Source organism: Candidatus Cloacimonadota bacterium (genome assembly GCA_012516855.1).
Lineage (GTDB): Bacteria > Cloacimonadota > Cloacimonadia > Cloacimonadales > Cloacimonadaceae > Syntrophosphaera.
The window spans coordinates 26,699-44,168 of record JAAYWB010000060.1; the positions used below are offsets into that span (position 1 = coordinate 26,699).

Here is a 17,470-nt window from a genome sequence, read left to right on the forward strand (position 1 = left end):
AACTACGGCGGAGCACAGGGCGACGTCTGGTGGATGGGCGACCCCGACCTTGCCTCCGGATCCAACATCGGCGGTTATTACGACCACCAGTATCTGGTTCTGGACACCCCGGCCCGCACTATCGCGTCCGGCAATGCCACCCTTACCTTCAAGATGGCCACCGGCCTCGAATCCGTGGGCGGAACCGGCGAATACAACGGCTGGGACTCCTTCAACGTTCGCGTCTCCACCAACAACGGCACCACGTGGACCGTCCTGACCCCTACAACCCCAGTTTATGACTTCACCTCTTCCTACGCCTTCGGTTTTGAGCATGGCGAAGGTGTCGGCATTCCCGGCTGGGGTGGCGTGCACACTGCCTGGACCCCCGTTAGCGTGGATCTTTCAGCCTACGTTGGCCAGAGCGTCAAGATCCGTTTCGCCTTTGCCTCCGACCCGGCTTATTCGACCGGCGACAACCTTGCCCTCTTCGGCGTGATGGTTGATGACATCTCCTTCGGCGGCTATACCAATAACGGCACCGACGACGGCCAAATGACCATGAGCAGTCTTGTGCCCGTGGGCGGCGATATCTGGTCCATTGGCACAGACCCCACCGCTCCGTCACCTACCCACATGATGCAATGTCAAAACGCCCAGGGCAGCTACAATCCCAACATGATGAACTATTTGGTGAGCCCGCCCATCCAGCTTCCCAACGATGGCGACATCCGCGTGGATTTCATGATCAAAGGTTACTTCGATGATCTGGACGCATTCCCGCAATGTGACTATTTCGGCTGGGAAATCTCCCCCAACAACGGCCTTAGCTGGTATGCCATGAGTAATCCCTACAACGATCCCACCGGCACCAACTATGTCTATTCCGACGCTCCGGATGTCTGGGCATCCATGGTCAACAGTTATTCATTGAACGGTCTCATCTCCGATTACGCCGGACAGACCATCATGCTGCGCTGGTTCTTCAAATCCGATGAAGATACTCCCATTGGCACCGGCATCATGATCGACGACGTGACCGTTTACAACGACATCTTCATCGCGCCTCCGGCCAATCTGGCCGCCACGGTTGCCGGCAACAATGTCACTCTCACTTGGGATGAACCCGGTTCCGGCGGTGGCGGCGGCGAAGAAGGCTGGCTGCACTATGACGGTGAAAATTCCGGCAACTCCATCGGCACAAACTCCGCTGCCGATTTCGCGGTCGCGGCCAAGTGGGATCCCATCGGAGAACATGGCATTTTTGACTATGTGGGCATGAACATCACCAAGATCAAATTCTTCCCTGGCGAAGTCAACTGCGTTTACACCCTTCGCATTTGGACTGGTGCTGCTGGCGATATCGCCTATGAACAGACAGTGCCATCACCCACCATCGGCGCTTGGAACGAAGTGGAACTCACCACTCCGTGGACCATTCCCTCCCAAACCCAGATCATGGCCGGTTACCGCTGCAACACCCAGGCTGGCTTTCCTGCTGGTTGCGATGACGGCCCCCATGTTCCCGGCTACGGCAATATGATGTACTGGCAGAATAACTGGACCACTCTGAATGCGGTAAGCTCAACCCTCACATACAACTGGAATATTCGTATCTATGTCGCTGACCCCGTCACTGGCAAAGAATACGTGCTGGGCCATGGCCCCTACGAACAGGAAGTACATGCCTATACTGATGCCATCCTGCAAGAGAAGGGATCCACCCAGCCTGTCCGCACCCTCGACGGCTACAAAATCTTCCGCGACGACATTGAAATCGACCAAGTGGGCGCAACAGTTCTCACTTACACCGATTCTGGCGTTGAAGGCGGCATTCACACCTACTATCTGAAAGCCGTTTACGGCGCCAACACCTCCGAAGCTTCGAACACGGTCACAACCTTCGTGCTTCCTCAATCACACGCTGAACTGATGCACGACGACGGAACCGCGGAAGAGGGCTTCAACGTTGGCTCCACCAAGCAGATGGCTGTGAAACACTCTTATGGCCAGGCTGTTACAGTGAAGTATGCCAAAGTCTATGTCCATACCGTTGGAACCCCCGGCATCATCGTCCGCGTCTTCGATAACGACGGCCCCAACAACATGCCCGGCACCCAACTGGCCCAGTATCAGTATCCTGCCGCATCAGTGGTGGAAGGCTGGAACTGGATCGCCCTGCCGGCAGACATCAACGTTGCCGACGGCGAATTCTACCTTGCCATCATGGAAACCGCTGGCGCTTCCGCGATCGGTCTGGATACCTCCAGCAACGGCTACAGCTACAAGAAAATCGCCACCGATTGGGAGCCCGTCACCACCGGCGAGATCATGCTCCGCGCGATAGTGGAATACGGCAGCGCCGCCGATGACGACGTGATCCCGGCTTACACCCTGGACGCGAAGAACTATCCCAACCCCTTCAATCCTGAAACCACCATCGCCTTCAGCGTTCCCAAAACCGGCCCTGCCAGCCTCAAGGTTTATAACACCAAAGGCCAGCTTGTCCGCACCCTGGTGAACGATGTCCGCGAAGCCGGCAACCACAGCGTTGTCTGGAACGGAATGGACGAACAGGGCAACAGCGTTTCCAGTGGACTGTATTTCTATCGCCTCAGCAGCGACGGCAATACCGTCACCCGCAAGATGCTGCTCGCCAAATAATCCACAAAAACCTGGCTAAAAAGCCACAACATACTGGGAGCGACCCTCGTGGCCGCTCCCTTATTGTTTGAGCGGCGGGAGCTAGGAAATTTGTGGTTGACAGCTTTGAAGCCCCGAAACTCTTTAATCACACTTGAAAACCAAATCATGGGAGAATTGATGCGTAAACACATGCTGCCGCTACTGCTGATGCTTGTGGCCGGGAGGCTTTTCAGCGCCACCGTGAGCGGATTTGTGACCCGCGAGGACAGCGGCGAGCCCCTGCAGTATGTGAGCGTGAGGGTGGCTGGCACCAAAATCGGCGCGCAGACGAACAAACAGGGATATTACGTGCTCACGGTCAACCAGACCGGCAGCTTCAAGCTGGAGTTTTCCCTGGTCTCCCACCTGCGGGAAAGCAGAAACTTCAGCATCCGCTCCCAGAGTGACGAAATCGTCCTGAACACCCAGATGAAAAAGTCCGCGGTGAAACTCAACAAAATAGTGGTGACAGCCGACGCCGAGTCCGGCCTAGAAGGCCCCGTGATCCGAACCAGTTCCATTCACCGGGGCCGGGAGGACATCCAGGCAATTGTTTCCGTCGTGGAGGCAGACGTGTTTCGCGCGGTGCTCACTCTCCCTGGCGTGATGCCCATTTCTGACTTCTTTTCAGGACTTTACGTGCGGGGCGGTTCGCCCGACCAGAATCTTATCCTGCTGGACGACACCGATGTTTACAACCCCAGCCATCTGGGTGGGTTGTTCAGCACTTTCAATACCGATGCAGTGGAAAACGTAGAACTCATCAAGGGCGGCTACCCTGCCAAGTTCGGCGGCAGGCTGTCTTCCGTGCTGGATGTCACCAACCGCCAGGGCAACCGGGTCAAATCCCAAGGCGTGGCTCGGGTAAGCCTCATTTCATCTTCCGCCACGCTGGAAGGGCCTTGGAGTGTCGGTTCCGCAGACGGGTCCTACATGGCTTCGTTCCGCCGCACCTATCTGGAATTGATAAAAACCATCTACGACAAACTTCCAGACTACTATTTCTACGACGGCCATGCCAAGTTCAACTTGGACGCGGACAACAGCAACAAGCTCAGTTTCAGCGGCTACATCGGACGCGACGACCTTTCTTACTATTTGGGAAGCGTTCTGGACGTTGACTGGGGCAACAGCAATATCTCCGCGCGCTGGCTGCATCTCTTTTCCCCGCGCCTCTATTCCAATTTCACGCTCGCCGGAAGTCAGTTCAGCAGCGGAATGAGCCAGACCGCCGCAGAAGGGGACGAAACCATCTTCCGCACCGACAATTCCATCAAAGACCTCACCGCCAAGGGGATACTGAACTGGAAGCCGAACAACAGCCACGAGGTGGAAAGCGGTTTCGAAGTGAAATGGAACGACACCGCCCTGAAGATGGAAACCTCCTATCAAATCGATCCGGACGGGCTTCCGGACAGCGCCATCTCTTCGCTCACATCCTCCCTTTTCCTGCAGGATACATGGGTGATAAACCCTCTCTGGACCTTGCAGCCGGGCCTGCGGCTGAATTGGTATCGCACGGGAAGGATCATACCGGACCAGATTCCCGCCGCGAATTATCTGAACCTGGAACCTCGCCTTTCCTTCAGATGGACCCTCGACGCCGGAGAAAGCGTCTATACCAATTTTGGCGTTTACAACCAGTATCTAACCCTGCTGGCGATGGACGTGAACACCCCCTTCGACGTCTGGCTGCCGCTGGACGGCTCGCTGCGCCCGGCCCGCTCGCTGCATTACATCCTCGGCTACCAGAGGCGCCTGGGCAAGCATCTGGCCCTGGAAACCGAAGCCTATTACAAGGATTACGACAACCTAGCCCAACTGGATTTTAACGCCTTTTTCAACTGGAACAACAGCACCGGCAACCTCGGCAGCGCCATGCGCGTCGGCATCGGCCACGCCTATGGGGCGGAATTGCTGCTCCGCAACGACTGGAACGGCCTCGAAGGCTTTATCGGCTACACCTTCAGCCGCACCCGACGCAAGATAGAAGGCCTCAACCTTGATCCCCAAACCGGCGAGGCCAGTTATTTCTTTCCCCGATTTGACCGCAGCCACAGCGTCTCCATGGTGGAAAGCTACAACCTCAGCGCCAACACCGGCTGGCAGCCCCTCGGCGCGGATTTCAAGCTTGGCCTGAACTTCAGCTACAATTCCGGCCAGCCCTTAGAGGTGCCGGAGCGTATCTATTTCGACGGCGACAGTTTCCAAATCATCTACAGCTACAAAGATGGCCACCGCCTGCCCTATTACATGCGGCTGGACCTGAGCGCAAAAGTGCAGTGGAACACCCGTTGGGGCAGCGTCGAACCCTATCTGGACGTCATCAATGTCTTCGGCCGCAAAAACGTAAGCTTCCGCACTTACCAACTCGTGCCGCAGGAAGACCTGACCCTGCGGCTGGAAACTCAGGACGGCTCCCAGTTCCCCTTCCTGCCTTTCATTGGAGTGAACGTCACATGGTAGGCAAGCATCTTTTCCGCCTTATGCCCCTGCTGCTTCTGGCGCTGCTGCTTGCCTCCTGCGAAAACACCAGCGGGCCCCGCTTTGAGGGCGACGTTTTCACCGTGGCGGGCCTGCTGAAGGCCGGTCAACCTGTGAACTTTGAGTATCCCATATATGTGACCCGCAGTTCCGCCATCGAGGATTTCAACCCCTTGGAAATCTTCGTTTACGACGCCACCGTCACCATCCGGGACCTGGATGCCGACCTGGAGTTCCAGCTCACCCCCGCCCTGCACGAATTCAAATTCAAATACATTGACCTTGCTGAAAACATCATCGAGCCCGGCCACCGCTACCGGATCGAGGTGCTCGTTCCCGGCGCTAATTCGCTGATTTGGGCCGAAACGACCGTTCCCATCGCCCTTGTGGCGGCGCCCGATCCCTACGGAACCAATCCCCCCGGAACCGGCTATTCGGTGGACCCCAATACCGAAAACACAATGCCTTTCAGCCTCATCGACAGCCATTACCCTGTCTTCGCCTCCACCGGGGCCAACGCCGGCAAATTCAACCTGATGGCGGAATTCTACTGCCTGGAACCCTTCAGCACAGATCTCGAATTCACGTCGGAATTGATGCCGACGGCGCATCCCGACTCCAGCCTGGCAGACAGCTACAACGCCGGCCAGCCGCCCCGCCGCCTCAGCATCATGTACCGCTTTGTCTCAGCGCCTTTGCCCGGTTTGCAGGATAACTACCTCGTGCTGGAAAACTACTCCTCTGCCTTCATCTTTTACGGTCGCTACCGCCTGCGCCTGCTGATAGTTGACGACAACTACTTCAACTACAATTTCATGGAGGAAGGCTACCTCCACGGCGGAATCCACAACGCCCTGGGCTATTTCGGCTCCGCCAGCGGAGTCGATATGTTTGCCCGCATCGTGAAATAGCAGACGCCCAGAAAGCCCGATAGGGCTTCACTCCGGGATTTCCTGACAGCTTTGGCGGCCTGCCTGTCGGTTACAAAAAGACTTCCATTCCTTTCCCGACTGATATTCTTTGAATAATGGCCTGCTTATTGCTATATTGGATGGATAGATTTCCCAGGGAGGTGAACAAATGAAAGCTATTTGGAAAAACTGGCCCACCATCCTTCTTCTGGGGACGCTGGCTTTCGCGGCCAAGCCCTTGGGAGCGGTTGATGTGATGAATGTTTATTTCACCGGCAGTTCTCAGCTAAGCCACGGATTCCAGGCCTGCCAGACCGTGGGGGACAGCCTGCGCCTGTATGACTGTGAAATCATGAATGACCGCGTCCTCATCAAGCTGGCCACGGTCGGCCCTGACGGACTCTGCGGGCCCCAGCAGACAATCCACCAAATCATAGCCGAATCCGATTGGGGCGATTTATCTGATACTCCCCTGGCCTTTTCCTGTAAGGCCGGCAAGCTGCTTTCCGCCTTCCGCGCGGCCAACCGGGTCATTGTCTGCTGCACTGATGACAGCGGCACCAGCCAGCATGTTTTCAATACCTCCGGGCTGAATGTCGAGGATTCCAGCTTCGGCCCCGTCCTCTACATCGTGGATGAAACGCTGGCCTACCTCTGCTCCACCAGGGGAGCCTATCCCCAGATCAACCATGAGGTGTACATCCTGAACCTGAGCAACAACAGCCAGCATCTCCTGTACCAAGGCCCGGGCTGGCTTTCCCATCAGGTCCAATCCTTTGCAGATGAATACTTTCTCCTCTGGACTTTAGACGGACCGGACCTCCTGGTGCAAAACAACAACATCATCCAAACCTTCCCTCAGGGCTGGTTCCCAGCCAGCGAAGGCGGAGGAGCGGGCTTCACGCAGACCAGGAAACTCTGCGGCGACTACTTTCAGACCCTGGCCATCGACCTCATTGAAGGCGGACCCACCTCAGCCTACCTGGTCTGGCTGGAAGGGAGCGAACTGCATAGACAATGGGTCGACAGCTCCATCTGGCCCTGGCAGACTCCGCATTTCAGGGAAGTAATAACCCTCAGCGACACCAGCTTTTCAGCAATATCTTACCAGTATAACGAGTGGTCATTCTGCCACAAATCCCTTGTTAATGGCGTATTCAGCGACCTGGCTGGCTTCCCTGACCTGACTGGATACCCGAACGCGGCTTTTCTGAGAAAGATGGACGCAGACTACACTCTGGCCATCAACCGACCGACCGACACGCAGTACGGCTTCCATCTGGTTGACCATCCCCTGGGCCTGGTGAGGGATTACAGTTTTGACGGAATGGATGTTTGGGCAAGATATTGCTTTAATTCAGAACGCAGCGTCTATCTGCTGGGCAGGGCCGCGTATGACGCTCCCTGGCAGGTTTACGCCTTCCATCTGGAACTTGGCCTCTCAACCCCGGATGAAGAAGACCCGCCAGCTTTGGCGGGAATCACCGCCTTCCCCAACCCCTTCAGGTCATCCTGCCAAATCGAAATCAAAACCGGGGTCCCGCAGGAGGCGAACCTGGATGTTTTCAACCTCAGGGGTCAGAAAGTGGCGCGGATTTTCTCTGGCAAACTGGACAGGGGCGAAAGCCATCATATTTGGGACGGCCGCGATGACGACCTGCGACCAGTTTCCAGCGGGATATACCTGCTCCGGCTGACAACTCCGGAAGGCTCTTCCAGCCGTAGGATAATGCAGGCCAAATGATTTACACAAGGTAAAGCCGCTCCCTAACAAGGCCACGAGCCTTTTCCCTGCTCCCCGTTAGCGCCCCCTGATTCGGGTTCGGGCAGCCTCTCGCATAATGCCCGCACCGGATGCGGGTATCTTCCGGGAGGCGGGCAAGAGGCAACTTTCCGGGCGTTAAGGAGGCTTGGTCTGACATTTGCCGGGCGGATGGAATGGTGTTTGCATATAATTATATTACTGAGAAAATGATGCCAACAAGCCGGGATGCCACCGAGCGATGAACTCTGGCCTGGAAGCGGGACATCCGGCGGGGAGGAACGATGAAGGCATATTTTGGACACAGCCTGTTGCTGCTGGCGCTGCTGCTGCCGGCATTGCTGGCAGGGCAGGATTATCCCCAGACCTACTACCTGAGTGGCATTGACCGCCATGCTTCGGGCGGAGGATTCGGCGGTCCGGACTGGTGGTCGGTGGATTGTTACACCTACACACAAGCCCCGGGCAACACTCTGCTGATTACCCAAATCGGCCACCTCCACCGGGGCTGGATGTACGACTTTCCCCCCAGCGAATATTATGAAGTTGAGGATTTTGACGGCGAACTGACCCTGTACCCGGAGTATTACGTCATCACCAGCCCCCTGACCCTGCAATCGAACATCGACTTCACCCGGACCCGCAAGATGGATTATCAGGGCTATTGCCACGAGGATGACTGGTACGATTACTACTCCAACCACTACCACGCCTGGCACAGCTACAACGCCGATATGAAGCTGACCCGTACCGTGATAAAAAAAGCGCGCCAGAACCAAACCGTTGAGTGGTTGGACTGCGTTTGCACCCTCGACAGCCTGGGGCGCCGGGTGGAGGAACTCACCCTCAGCTCCGCCGATTCACTCAACTGGGTGAATCACCGCCGCCGGCAGTATATCTATTCCGGTGAGCAGCTTCCCCCCGGTTACCAATTCGAAAAACACAACCACCAACTGCCCGACTACATCCTCAATTTAGTGACCATTCGCGTTCCCTATCTCAATGACGGCTGGATCATCTCCCAAGTGACAGAGCAAACAGCCAATGCCCAGGGCGTGTGGTACAATCCGGAGACTTGGAGCTTAAACATCGAGGTGGATACCGAAACAGGAGAAGTCACCGCCGAATATTGTTGCACCTTCAGCGCGGAGGGGTTGCTGACAAGAATTGTAATTATAGATGGGGACGGCATTCCCAGCTATGATTTCCATTTCGCCCACACTTCGGACACCGCAGCGGATGACGGCGTGCCTCAGGTGACCGAAACCCTGCGGGCCTGGCCCAACCCGGCGAGGGAAAAGGCGACTCTGAGCCTGCCCGGCAAGCTATCCGGCCCGGTAACCCTGAGCACCTACAACACCCGGGGACAACTAATCAAAGAGGAAAGCCGCGCTGTGGACGCTATAAACCGCGACCTTGGCTGGCAGGCGCTGGACAGGGAAGGCCGGCCTTTGGACAGCGGAATATACCTGATTCGCGCCCGGGGCACGGATTTCTGCCAGACGGCCAGGGTGATGGTCCTGCGGTAGCGTTTAGGGCCCCGCTTTCCGTCAGCCTCAGTGGAAGAACGTTGGGCGGAATGATTTTCCGGACTGAACGAGTCCGTATGGCGACATAACGATTGCGAGAGGAGCGTAAGCCCCTTGTACACTGGATTCCGGGTCAATCCTGGAATGACGTGCAAGACGTTGGCCGATTGAACACAAGCCTAAAAAAGGCGGGAGTGGATCCCGCCTTTCATATTGCCTGTATTTGGCTGCGTCAGTGGGCTTCGTGCTTTTGGGTGACCTGTTCGACCACCTGGCCGCTGCTGACGGAGCGTTTGAAGTAGTAGGTGTGGAGCAGCTTGAGGGCGAGGGGGGAGTTGGGTTCGCCGAGGAAGCGCTCATAGATTTTGACGACTTCGGGGTTTTTGTGGGACTGACGCACAGGGAGGCTGCGGTCTTCCTCATAGAGGGAGAGGCCCCTGCGGGCGCGGGACGCGATGTCGTTGCCATAGGGCTGTCCGCCGCCGCCGACGCAGCCGCCGGGGCAGGCCATGATTTCGATGAAGTGCCAGGGCGATTCGCCTTTGGTGGCGAGGCCTTCGCGCACTTGATCCATTACCTTGCGGGCGTTGGAAAGCCCGTGGGCGACCGCCACGCGGATTTCGCCGAAGCCGGGAACATCGACCGCGGCTTCCTTCACGCCTTCCAAACCGCGCACGGCGGTGATTTCAACGTCTTCCAGCTCGGTGCCGGTGACAAGGAAATAGGCGGAGCGGATAGCCGCCTCCATCACGCCGCCGGTGGCGCCAAAGATGGTGCCGGCGCCGGTATAGTAGCTCATGCCTTCGTCGGGCTCCTCTTCGGGGAGGTTGGCGAAATCGATGCCCGCTTCCTTTATCATGCGAATAAGTTCACGGGTGGTGAGCACATAGTCGGTATCCTGGAATCCGGAGTCACGGAGTTCGGGGCGCCGGGCCTCGAATTTCTTCGCGGTGCAGGGCATCACGGCCACAGAGACAATTTTAGCGGGGTCGATGCCGTGTTCCTGGGCGTAGTAGGTTTTGGACAGCACGCCGAACATGCTCATGGGTGATTTGGCGGTGGAAACGCAATCCGCGAGGTCGGGATAGTAGGTTTCCATGAACTTGATCCAGCCTGGTGAGCAGGAGGTGATGAGAGGGCGTTTTTCGCCGGCTTTGAGCTTGGTTACGCATTCGGTGCCTTCCTCAAGGATGGTGAGGTCGGCGGTGAAGTTGGTGTCCATCACGCTGTCGAAGCCTATCTTGCGGAGGGCGGCATACATTTTCTTGGGGGTCACGGAGCCAAGGGGCAGGCCGAAATCCTCACCCAGGGAAACGCGGACGGAGGGGGCTTCCTGCACGATCACGTGTTTTTCGGGATCGAGGATGGCATCCCAAACCTCGTCAATCTCCCCGCGCTCGCGCAGGGCGCCGGTGGGGCAATAGACCGTGCACTGGCCGCAGTTCACGCAGGGGCTGTTGGCCATGCCGAGGCTGAAGGCGGTGTCAATATGGGAATCGATTCCGCGGTCGGCAAAGGTGAGGGCATAGACGGTCTGGGTTTCGTTGCAGACGTTGATGCAGCGTCCGCAGGCGATGCATTTGTTCACGTCGCGGACGATGGAGAGGGAGCTGTCGTCAACAGGCTTTTTCACCAGAATGCTTGGCAGGGCTTCGGGATCCACGCCGAGGTTGTTTGCCAATGTTTGGAGCTCGCATTTGTTGTTTGCCACGCAGGTGGGGCAAACCACGTCGTGGTTGGAAAGGATCATTTCCACCAGGGTTTTGCGGTAAGCGCGCAGCTTCTTGGAGTTGGTAATGATTTTCATCCCTTCGGTCACCGGAGTGCAGCAGGCGCGCTTGGGAACGGGGCTTCCGGAGAGTTCAATCACACAGACGCCGCAATTTGCCGTGGGCGGCAAATCGGGATGGTAACACAGCCTGGGGATATAAATCCCGTGTTTGTCGGCGGCTTCGATGATTGTCATCGTATCCGGAACTTCCAGATGTTTGTCATCTATCCAGATATTTACTGTTTTAGCCATTTCATATCCTCTTTATTTTACTTTTTTGTAATCGCTATGAATTCGTCTTTGAAGTATTCGACCGCGCTCCGGATCACCATCACGGGGGATTGGCCAAGGGCGCAGAAGCTGGTGGAGAACATGGTTTCGGAGATGGTGACCATGAGATCGACATCCTCCATGGTCCCTTCGCCCTTCTTGATTTTGGTTATCAGCCTGTAAAGCTGCTGGCAGCCGTTGCGGCAGGGCGCGCATTTTCCGCAGGATTCGTGGCGGAAGAAGCGCAGGATCGACCACAGCATGTCCACGATGCTCTGATGCTCGTTCATCACGAGGATGGCGCCAGAGCCGAGAACGGCGGCGTAATGCTTGAGGCTGGCATAGTCCATGTTCACGTCCAGCATCCGTTCCGGCAGGAAAACACCTGCCGCGCCGCCAACCAGGGCGGCCTTGAAGCGGAAGCCTTTTTTCATCCCGCCGGCATAATCGTTGATGATGGTGCGCAGGGTGGTGCCCATGTCAACTTCGCAGAGGCCTGGATGGGCGACGTCGCCGAGGATGGTGTAAACCTTGGTTCCTGTGGAATCCTGGGTGCCGTGGGCCCTGAAAGCATCGGCGCCTTCCTTGATGATGAAGGGTACGTTGGCCAGGGTTTCCACGTTGTTAACCACGGTGGGGCATTTCCAGAGGCCTTCGACTCCGGGGAAGGGGGGTTTCCAGCGCGGGTTGCCCCGGTTCCCTTCCAGGGATTCGATGAGGGCGGTCTCTTCTCCGCAAACATAGGCCCCGGCGCCGATCTTTATGGCGATGTCGAGGTCAAATCCGCTGTCGAAGATGTTTTTTCCGATGATGCCGTATTCGCGGCACTGGTCGATGGCTTTCTGGAGGCGCTCGATGCAGAGCTTGTATTCGCCGCGGATGTAGATCCAGGCTTTGGAGGCTCCCACCGCGCGGGCGCAAATCATCACACCTTCCAGCAACTGGTGGGGGTCGCCTTCCATAATCAGGCGGTCCTTGAAGGTTCCGGGTTCGCCTTCGTCGGCATTCACCACCACGTATTTCTGGGGCGCGTCGATGGGGGCAGTGAAGCTCCACTTCACGCCGGTGGGGAAGCCGGCACCGCCGCGGCCTTGGAGGCCGGATTTTCTCACTTCGCTGACGATTTCCATCGGCTGCATCCGGACGAGGGCCTTTTCCCAGGCTTCGTAGCCTCCGGCACCGATGTATTCGTCGATGCTTTCAGGATCGATGATGCCGGAATTGCGGAGGACGATGCGGTTTTGGTAGTTGAGCTTGGGGGTGAATTTCCCTGTCGCGTCCAGCATCAGCCGGGTTACGGGACGTCCCTTGAGGAAATGCTCTTCCACGAGTTCGGGGATGTCCTCTGCCTTTATGTCTTGGTAACTTACGTTTTCCGGATAGACGGAGAGGCAAATCCCGCGGCCGAAAAAGCCCAGGGGGCCGGTCTCGAGGATGTTGATCTCTTCCTGGAGGTTGTATTTTGCCAGTTCGGCGCGGAGGGCTACGATGAAGTTTTCCACTCCGGCCAGTAGCGAGGTTTCATTTATGCCCACAAGGATGTGGCTGCGATAGAATTTCATTGGTTCCCCCTTCTGATCCTGGCGATGATTTCCTCCACCCGTTCTTCGGTGAGGTCGCCGTAAACATCGTTGTTTACCATCATTACGGGAGCGTTTCCGCAAACTCCGAGGCAGGCGCAGAGTTCCAGGGTGAAAACCCCGTCTTTGGTGGTTTCGCCTGTTTTGACGCCGAGGAGTTCCCTGAGCTTGCGGAGGATGTTTTCGCTGCCTTTGATATAGCAGGGCGGCGATTCGCAGAGGCGGATGATGTTCTTTCCCCGGGGTTTGGTGCTGTACATGGTGTAGAAGGTCAGCACGCCGTAGATGTGGTTGGGCGGCAGATCCAGATATTCCGCCACCGTCTGCACCGCCTCTTCGGAGATGTAATGCTGGGGATGGGTGTCCTGTATCTCGTGCAGGATGCAGATCAGGTTGTCTTTGTCAGGAGTGTATTTGGTGCAAATCTCTTTGTACATGGGTACTCCTTGTCATTCTTCTTCTGATTTGGCGAGGTTTTCCGCGTGCCTGACCACTTCGGGGTGCATTCCGGGAATCCTGTCGATGGCCTTTACAGGACAGACATCCTGGCAGTTCCCGCATTTAACGCAATCCACTTGGTTGATGGTGAATTTTTCCTCGCGTGAACCGCTGATGCAGGTCGCCGGGCATTTGCGTGAGCAGAGCGAGCAGCCGATGCAGCGGTCTTTGTCGATGCTGAAATGGAAGAGGTCTGTGCAGACCTTGTTGGGGCAGGATTTGTCGCGGATATGGGCTTCATATTCTTCGCGGAAATAGCGGAGGGTGGAAAGGACGGGATTCGGCGCTGTCTGGCCAAGCCCGCAGAGCGAGAGCTTGCTGATGGTTTCGCCAAGGCGCAGCAGTTCGTCGAGGTCGCTTTCCTTCCCCTGGCCTTTGGTGATGCGGTCCAGGATGTTGTACATCTGCTTGAGGCCGAGTCGGCAGGGTGGACATTTTCCGCAGGATTCGTCCACGCAAAAATCCACGAAGAACTTGGCCACGTTGACCATGCACTTCTGGTCGTTCATCACGATGACTCCGCCGGAACCCATCATGGCGCCGCGTTCCTTGAGGCTTTCATAGTCCACCGGCACGTCGAGGTGTTCGACGGTGAGGCAGCCTCCGGAAGGGCCTCCGAGCTGGACGGCTTTGAACTTGTGTCCGTCGGTCATTCCGCCGCCTACGTCAAAGATCATCTCACGCAGGGTGATTCCCATCGGAACTTCCACCAGACCGGTGTTTTGGATGTCGCCGGTGAGGGCGAAGACCTTGGTGCCCTTGCTGGTCTCGGTTCCCATGGAGGAAAACCATTCCGCGCCTTTGAGGAAGATGGTGGGAAGGTTGGCCATGGTTTCCACGTTGTTCACCACGGTGGGCTTTTCCCAAAGTCCCTTCACTGCCGGGTAGGGCGGTTTGGGGGTGGGGTTTCCGCGCTCGCCTTCCAATGAATGGATTAGGGCCATTTCCTCTCCGCAGACAAAGGCTCCGGCGCCTGTGCGGACTTCGGCGTCGAAAGAGAAATCGGAGCCGAAGATGTTTTCGCCCATCAGGCCAACTTCCTTGGCCTGGGCGATTGCCTGTTTGATGCGTTTGATGGCTAGCGGATATTCCGCGCGGATGTAGAAAAAGCCTTTGGAGGCTCCGATGGAATAGGCGCCCAGCATCATCCCTTCCAGGATGCGGTGGGGGTCGCCTTCCAGTAGGGAGCGGTCCATGAAGGCGCCGGGGTCTCCCTCGTCACCGTTGCAGATGATGTACTTCTGGTCGGCTTTGATGTCGTGCACCAGTCTCCACTTGATGTGGGTGGGGAAGCCGCCGCCGCCGCGTCCGCGGAGGCCGGATTTTTTCACCACCTCGATGGCTTCTTCAGGCTTCATCTGGGTGAGCACGGTTCCCAAAGCCTCGTATCCGCCGGTGGCGATGTATTCTTCCAGGCTTTCGGGGTCGATGTAGCCGCAGTTGGCAAGGGCGACCTTGACTTGCTTCTGGTAAAAGGGCACTTCCTTTTGGGCGGCGATCAGCCTTTCCTCTTCCTGAAGCATCAGGCGCTGGACTGGACGGCCTTTCACAAAATGTTCGGATACGATCTCCTCCACATCCTCCACCTTCACGTGTTTGTAGAAGGTGCCTTCGGGATAGACCACCATGACAGGGCCGTAGTCGCAGGGGCCCATGCAGCCGGTTTCGATGATGTTCACTTCGTTGGCGATGCCTTTATCCGCCAGAACTTCGTGAAACCGTTCCTTGATTTTCAAAGCGCCTGCAGACACACAGCCGGAGCCGCAGCAGATCAGCAGGTCAATTCTTTTCAGAGACATTGATCAACCTCCAGCTCAGTCGCCAGTCGCAACGACGTAATCGGAGACAACCCTGCCATTGACGATGTGCTCGACGACCACCTTTCTCACCTTGTCCGGATTCATGTTTCCATAGGTGACTTTGGCTTTGCCCTCTTCGATGAGGTCAACGACCGGTTCCATCGAGGAAAGGCCCTTTTCACCGGTCTGGGTTACCAAAACGTCGGTGAGGTTGCGGTTGGAAATCTCTTCCAGAAAGGTCTTCATGACTTCACGGGCGCCCATCGCGATGCCGGATGTTCCCATCCCCACCACGATTTTGACGCGCATGTTGCCGCCACGAAGCTTCATCTCTTCCTGGGCTTTTTCACGGATTTTTTTCAGGTCTGCAAGTGTTTTCATCAGACATTCTCCATGTTTGTATTTTGTATTCCTTCATTTAAAGATTGGTCGATGTACTCAATCACGTCCGGATAGGTGAGCGGAATATCGCCCAATTCCTCTTTGATGGCGGCAGTTTCAAAGTGGAAGGAGTTTTCCTTGCCGCCGTCGTGGTTGATGAGGATGATTTGGAAATCCACTTCCGGATGGCCGACTATCGCTCCCAGCAAAGTGGCTTTGAGATTGCCCAGGGGCATGCGGTCGATGTGGTTGAGCCCGAAATCCACCGTTAGCACGGTTCCGAAGCCGGGCTGGCTGCTCATGTTGAAAGAGCCGTTGCTGAGTTCCGCGTTCTGCTTGAACAGCGGGATGCCCAGCCCCACTTTCTTTTCTCGCTGCGCCTTGCTGGTGTAAAAAGGGTTTTGGGCCATGGCCAGGGTCTCGCTGTCCATCCCCGAGCCGTCGTCCTCAACGATAAGCCGGAGAAGGTTTTCGCCCACATCTTTGATGACGCGGATCTTCACGTTTCTGGCCTTGGCCCGGACGCTGTTTTCGATGATGTCCAGCAGATGCAGGGAAATGTCTTGCATCACGCCGGCCTATTGATATTTTTTGAGTATTTCGGACACCTTTTCCCGAGTGTCCACCCGGCCGTAGGTTTCTTCACCGATCACGAAGACCGGAGCCAGCGAGCAGGCTCCAACGCAGCGAACCGCGCTCACGGTGAAGCGCAGGTCGGCTGTCGTCTCGCCCATTTTAACGCCCAGTTCCTCTTCGATCATCCGGGCCAGGCGGGGCGCGCCTTTCACAAAGCAGGCCGTGCCCATGCACAGGTTCAGGGTGTATTTGCCCCGAGGGATCATGGTGAAGAAGTTGTAGAACGTCACCACTCCGTAGATCTTGTTGGCCGGGATGTTCATTTCCCGGGAGATGAATTCCTGCACTTCAACGGGCAGGTAGCCAAAAATCTCCTGAGCCTGGCGCAGAACCTCGATGAGGGGATTGCGCAGGCCGCGGCTGGCTGCGATGACGGCTCTCAGCCGGTCATACAGCGGATTGTCTTGCTGTGTAGCGGGAGTCATTAACTCCTCCTGTTTTATTTTTTATACTAAAATCATCCTGTCATCAAGGCCCAACGCCGCCTTGGCAAGCTCTTCCACCTTGGGAGCCCCTGCCAGAACCCGGCTGAAGCCAGAGCCCATATCGGCCAGGTAATGCGCGTCTGAACTGCGCAGCCAGCTTTTCCCGGCAAGTTCCGGATGGCTGCTGAGCAAACGCGCTAGGTCCGCTTTGGCTGAGAGGCCGAGGAGCTCGAAATGAGGCTCCGCGGGCAAAAAACCCAGTTGTCCGATAAGGCTGTTGACCGTGGCGTCCACATGGGCCGGAACGCAGTATCCTCCATGGTTTCGGGCCACTTCGACAGCGGTGCTGAGGTCCCAAATGGAGGAATTCATCAGCGCTCTAAGTTCCATTCCTAAAATGTTCTCATTTTCGTCAATGATAACTTGATCACCAAAAAATTCCGGGTCGTTGTCCAGCGGCAACAGCGAGGCATAAAGCTCGCCGCCAAAGGATTTGGCCGCCGCCGGGTCGTCAAAATAGACCAGCAAATGGATTTCCTCGGCGGTCTGCATTTCCACGCCCCAGGTGAAAGCCAGCCCCTCCCTTTCTGCGACGGCGGAATAAGCAGGGCAGTTGGCAAGGGAATTGTGGTCCGTGATGGCCATCCAGTCAATCCCGCAACTCTTGGCCCGCGCAACGACTTCCCGGGGCGACATTTCCAGGCCCCCGCAGGGTGAAAGCACGGAATGGATGTGCAGGTCCGCCTTGAACCATCGCATC

Annotated in this window: 13 protein-coding genes; 5 read left to right on the top strand and 8 right to left on the bottom strand. The window is 56.7% G+C overall.

The window, feature by feature from the left end; all coding sequences use genetic code 11:
• Positions 1-477 precede the first annotated feature (477 nt).
• From GX466_06205 to GX466_06225, 5 genes are all read left to right on the top strand, one after another.
• Positions 478-2,643, top strand: a complete 2,166-nt coding sequence (locus GX466_06205; GenBank protein NLH93794.1) for a T9SS type A sorting domain-containing protein — start codon at positions 478-480, stop codon at positions 2,641-2,643.
• 159 nt (positions 2,644-2,802) lie between these two features.
• Positions 2,803-5,130 carry a TonB-dependent receptor gene (locus GX466_06210; protein NLH93795.1) on the top strand — a complete coding sequence of 776 codons (2,328 nt, stop codon included), beginning with the start codon at positions 2,803-2,805 and terminating at the stop codon, positions 5,128-5,130.
• Entirely contained in the window at positions 5,124-6,059 is a 936-nt protein-coding gene (locus GX466_06215; GenBank protein NLH93796.1) for a DUF4249 family protein, read from the top strand. The genes GX466_06210 and GX466_06215 overlap by 7 nt, the downstream gene beginning before the upstream one ends.
• A 169-nt stretch (positions 6,060-6,228) precedes the next feature.
• Complete coding sequence (locus GX466_06220) at positions 6,229-7,803, top strand: T9SS type A sorting domain-containing protein (GenBank protein ID NLH93797.1); 1,575 nt, start codon at positions 6,229-6,231, stop codon at positions 7,801-7,803.
• Positions 7,804-8,105: 302 nt separating this feature from the next.
• A complete protein-coding gene (locus GX466_06225) occupies positions 8,106-9,350 on the top strand; it encodes a T9SS type A sorting domain-containing protein (protein ID NLH93798.1) in 1,245 nt (414 codons plus the stop codon).
• Positions 9,351-9,582: 232 nt separating this feature from the next.
• On the opposite strand, the gene GX466_06230 is transcribed toward GX466_06225, so the two are convergent.
• From GX466_06230 to GX466_06265, 8 genes are read right to left on the bottom strand one after another with little or no spacing between them, the layout of a single operon-like run.
• Positions 9,583-11,373, bottom strand: coding sequence for a ferredoxin (locus GX466_06230; GenBank protein ID NLH93799.1), 1,791 nt, complete (start codon positions 11,371-11,373; stop codon positions 9,583-9,585).
• Between the two features lie 17 nt (positions 11,374-11,390).
• On the bottom strand, positions 11,391-12,953 hold the full coding sequence (gene nuoF / locus GX466_06235; GenBank protein NLH93800.1) for an NADH-quinone oxidoreductase subunit NuoF: 1,563 nt from the start codon (positions 12,951-12,953) through the stop codon (positions 11,391-11,393).
• Complete coding sequence (nuoE, locus tag GX466_06240; protein NLH93801.1) at positions 12,950-13,408, bottom strand: NADH-quinone oxidoreductase subunit NuoE; 459 nt, start codon at positions 13,406-13,408, stop codon at positions 12,950-12,952. Before nuoE ends, nuoF begins: the two co-directional genes overlap by 4 nt.
• Before the next feature lie 12 nt (positions 13,409-13,420).
• Positions 13,421-15,268: a 4Fe-4S binding protein gene (locus GX466_06245; protein ID NLH93802.1), complete on the bottom strand. Its 1,848-nt coding sequence runs from the start codon at positions 15,266-15,268 to the stop codon at positions 13,421-13,423.
• A gap of 15 nt (positions 15,269-15,283) precedes the next feature.
• The gene (locus GX466_06250) at positions 15,284-15,649 is read right to left on the bottom strand and encodes a (2Fe-2S) ferredoxin domain-containing protein (GenBank protein NLH93803.1); all 366 of its coding nucleotides are present in this window, start codon (positions 15,647-15,649) and stop codon (positions 15,284-15,286) included.
• Entirely contained in the window at positions 15,649-16,218 is a 570-nt protein-coding gene (locus GX466_06255) for a sensor histidine kinase (GenBank protein ID NLH93804.1), read from the bottom strand. The genes GX466_06250 and GX466_06255 overlap by 1 nt, the downstream gene beginning before the upstream one ends.
• 9 nt (positions 16,219-16,227) lie before the next feature.
• On the bottom strand, positions 16,228-16,710 hold the full coding sequence (locus GX466_06260) for an NAD(P)H-dependent oxidoreductase subunit E (GenBank protein NLH93805.1): 483 nt from the start codon (positions 16,708-16,710) through the stop codon (positions 16,228-16,230).
• Between the two features lie 21 nt (positions 16,711-16,731).
• Complete coding sequence (locus tag GX466_06265) at positions 16,732-17,469, bottom strand: PHP domain-containing protein (GenBank protein ID NLH93806.1); 738 nt, start codon at positions 17,467-17,469, stop codon at positions 16,732-16,734.
• Position 17,470: the final 1 nt, after the last annotated feature.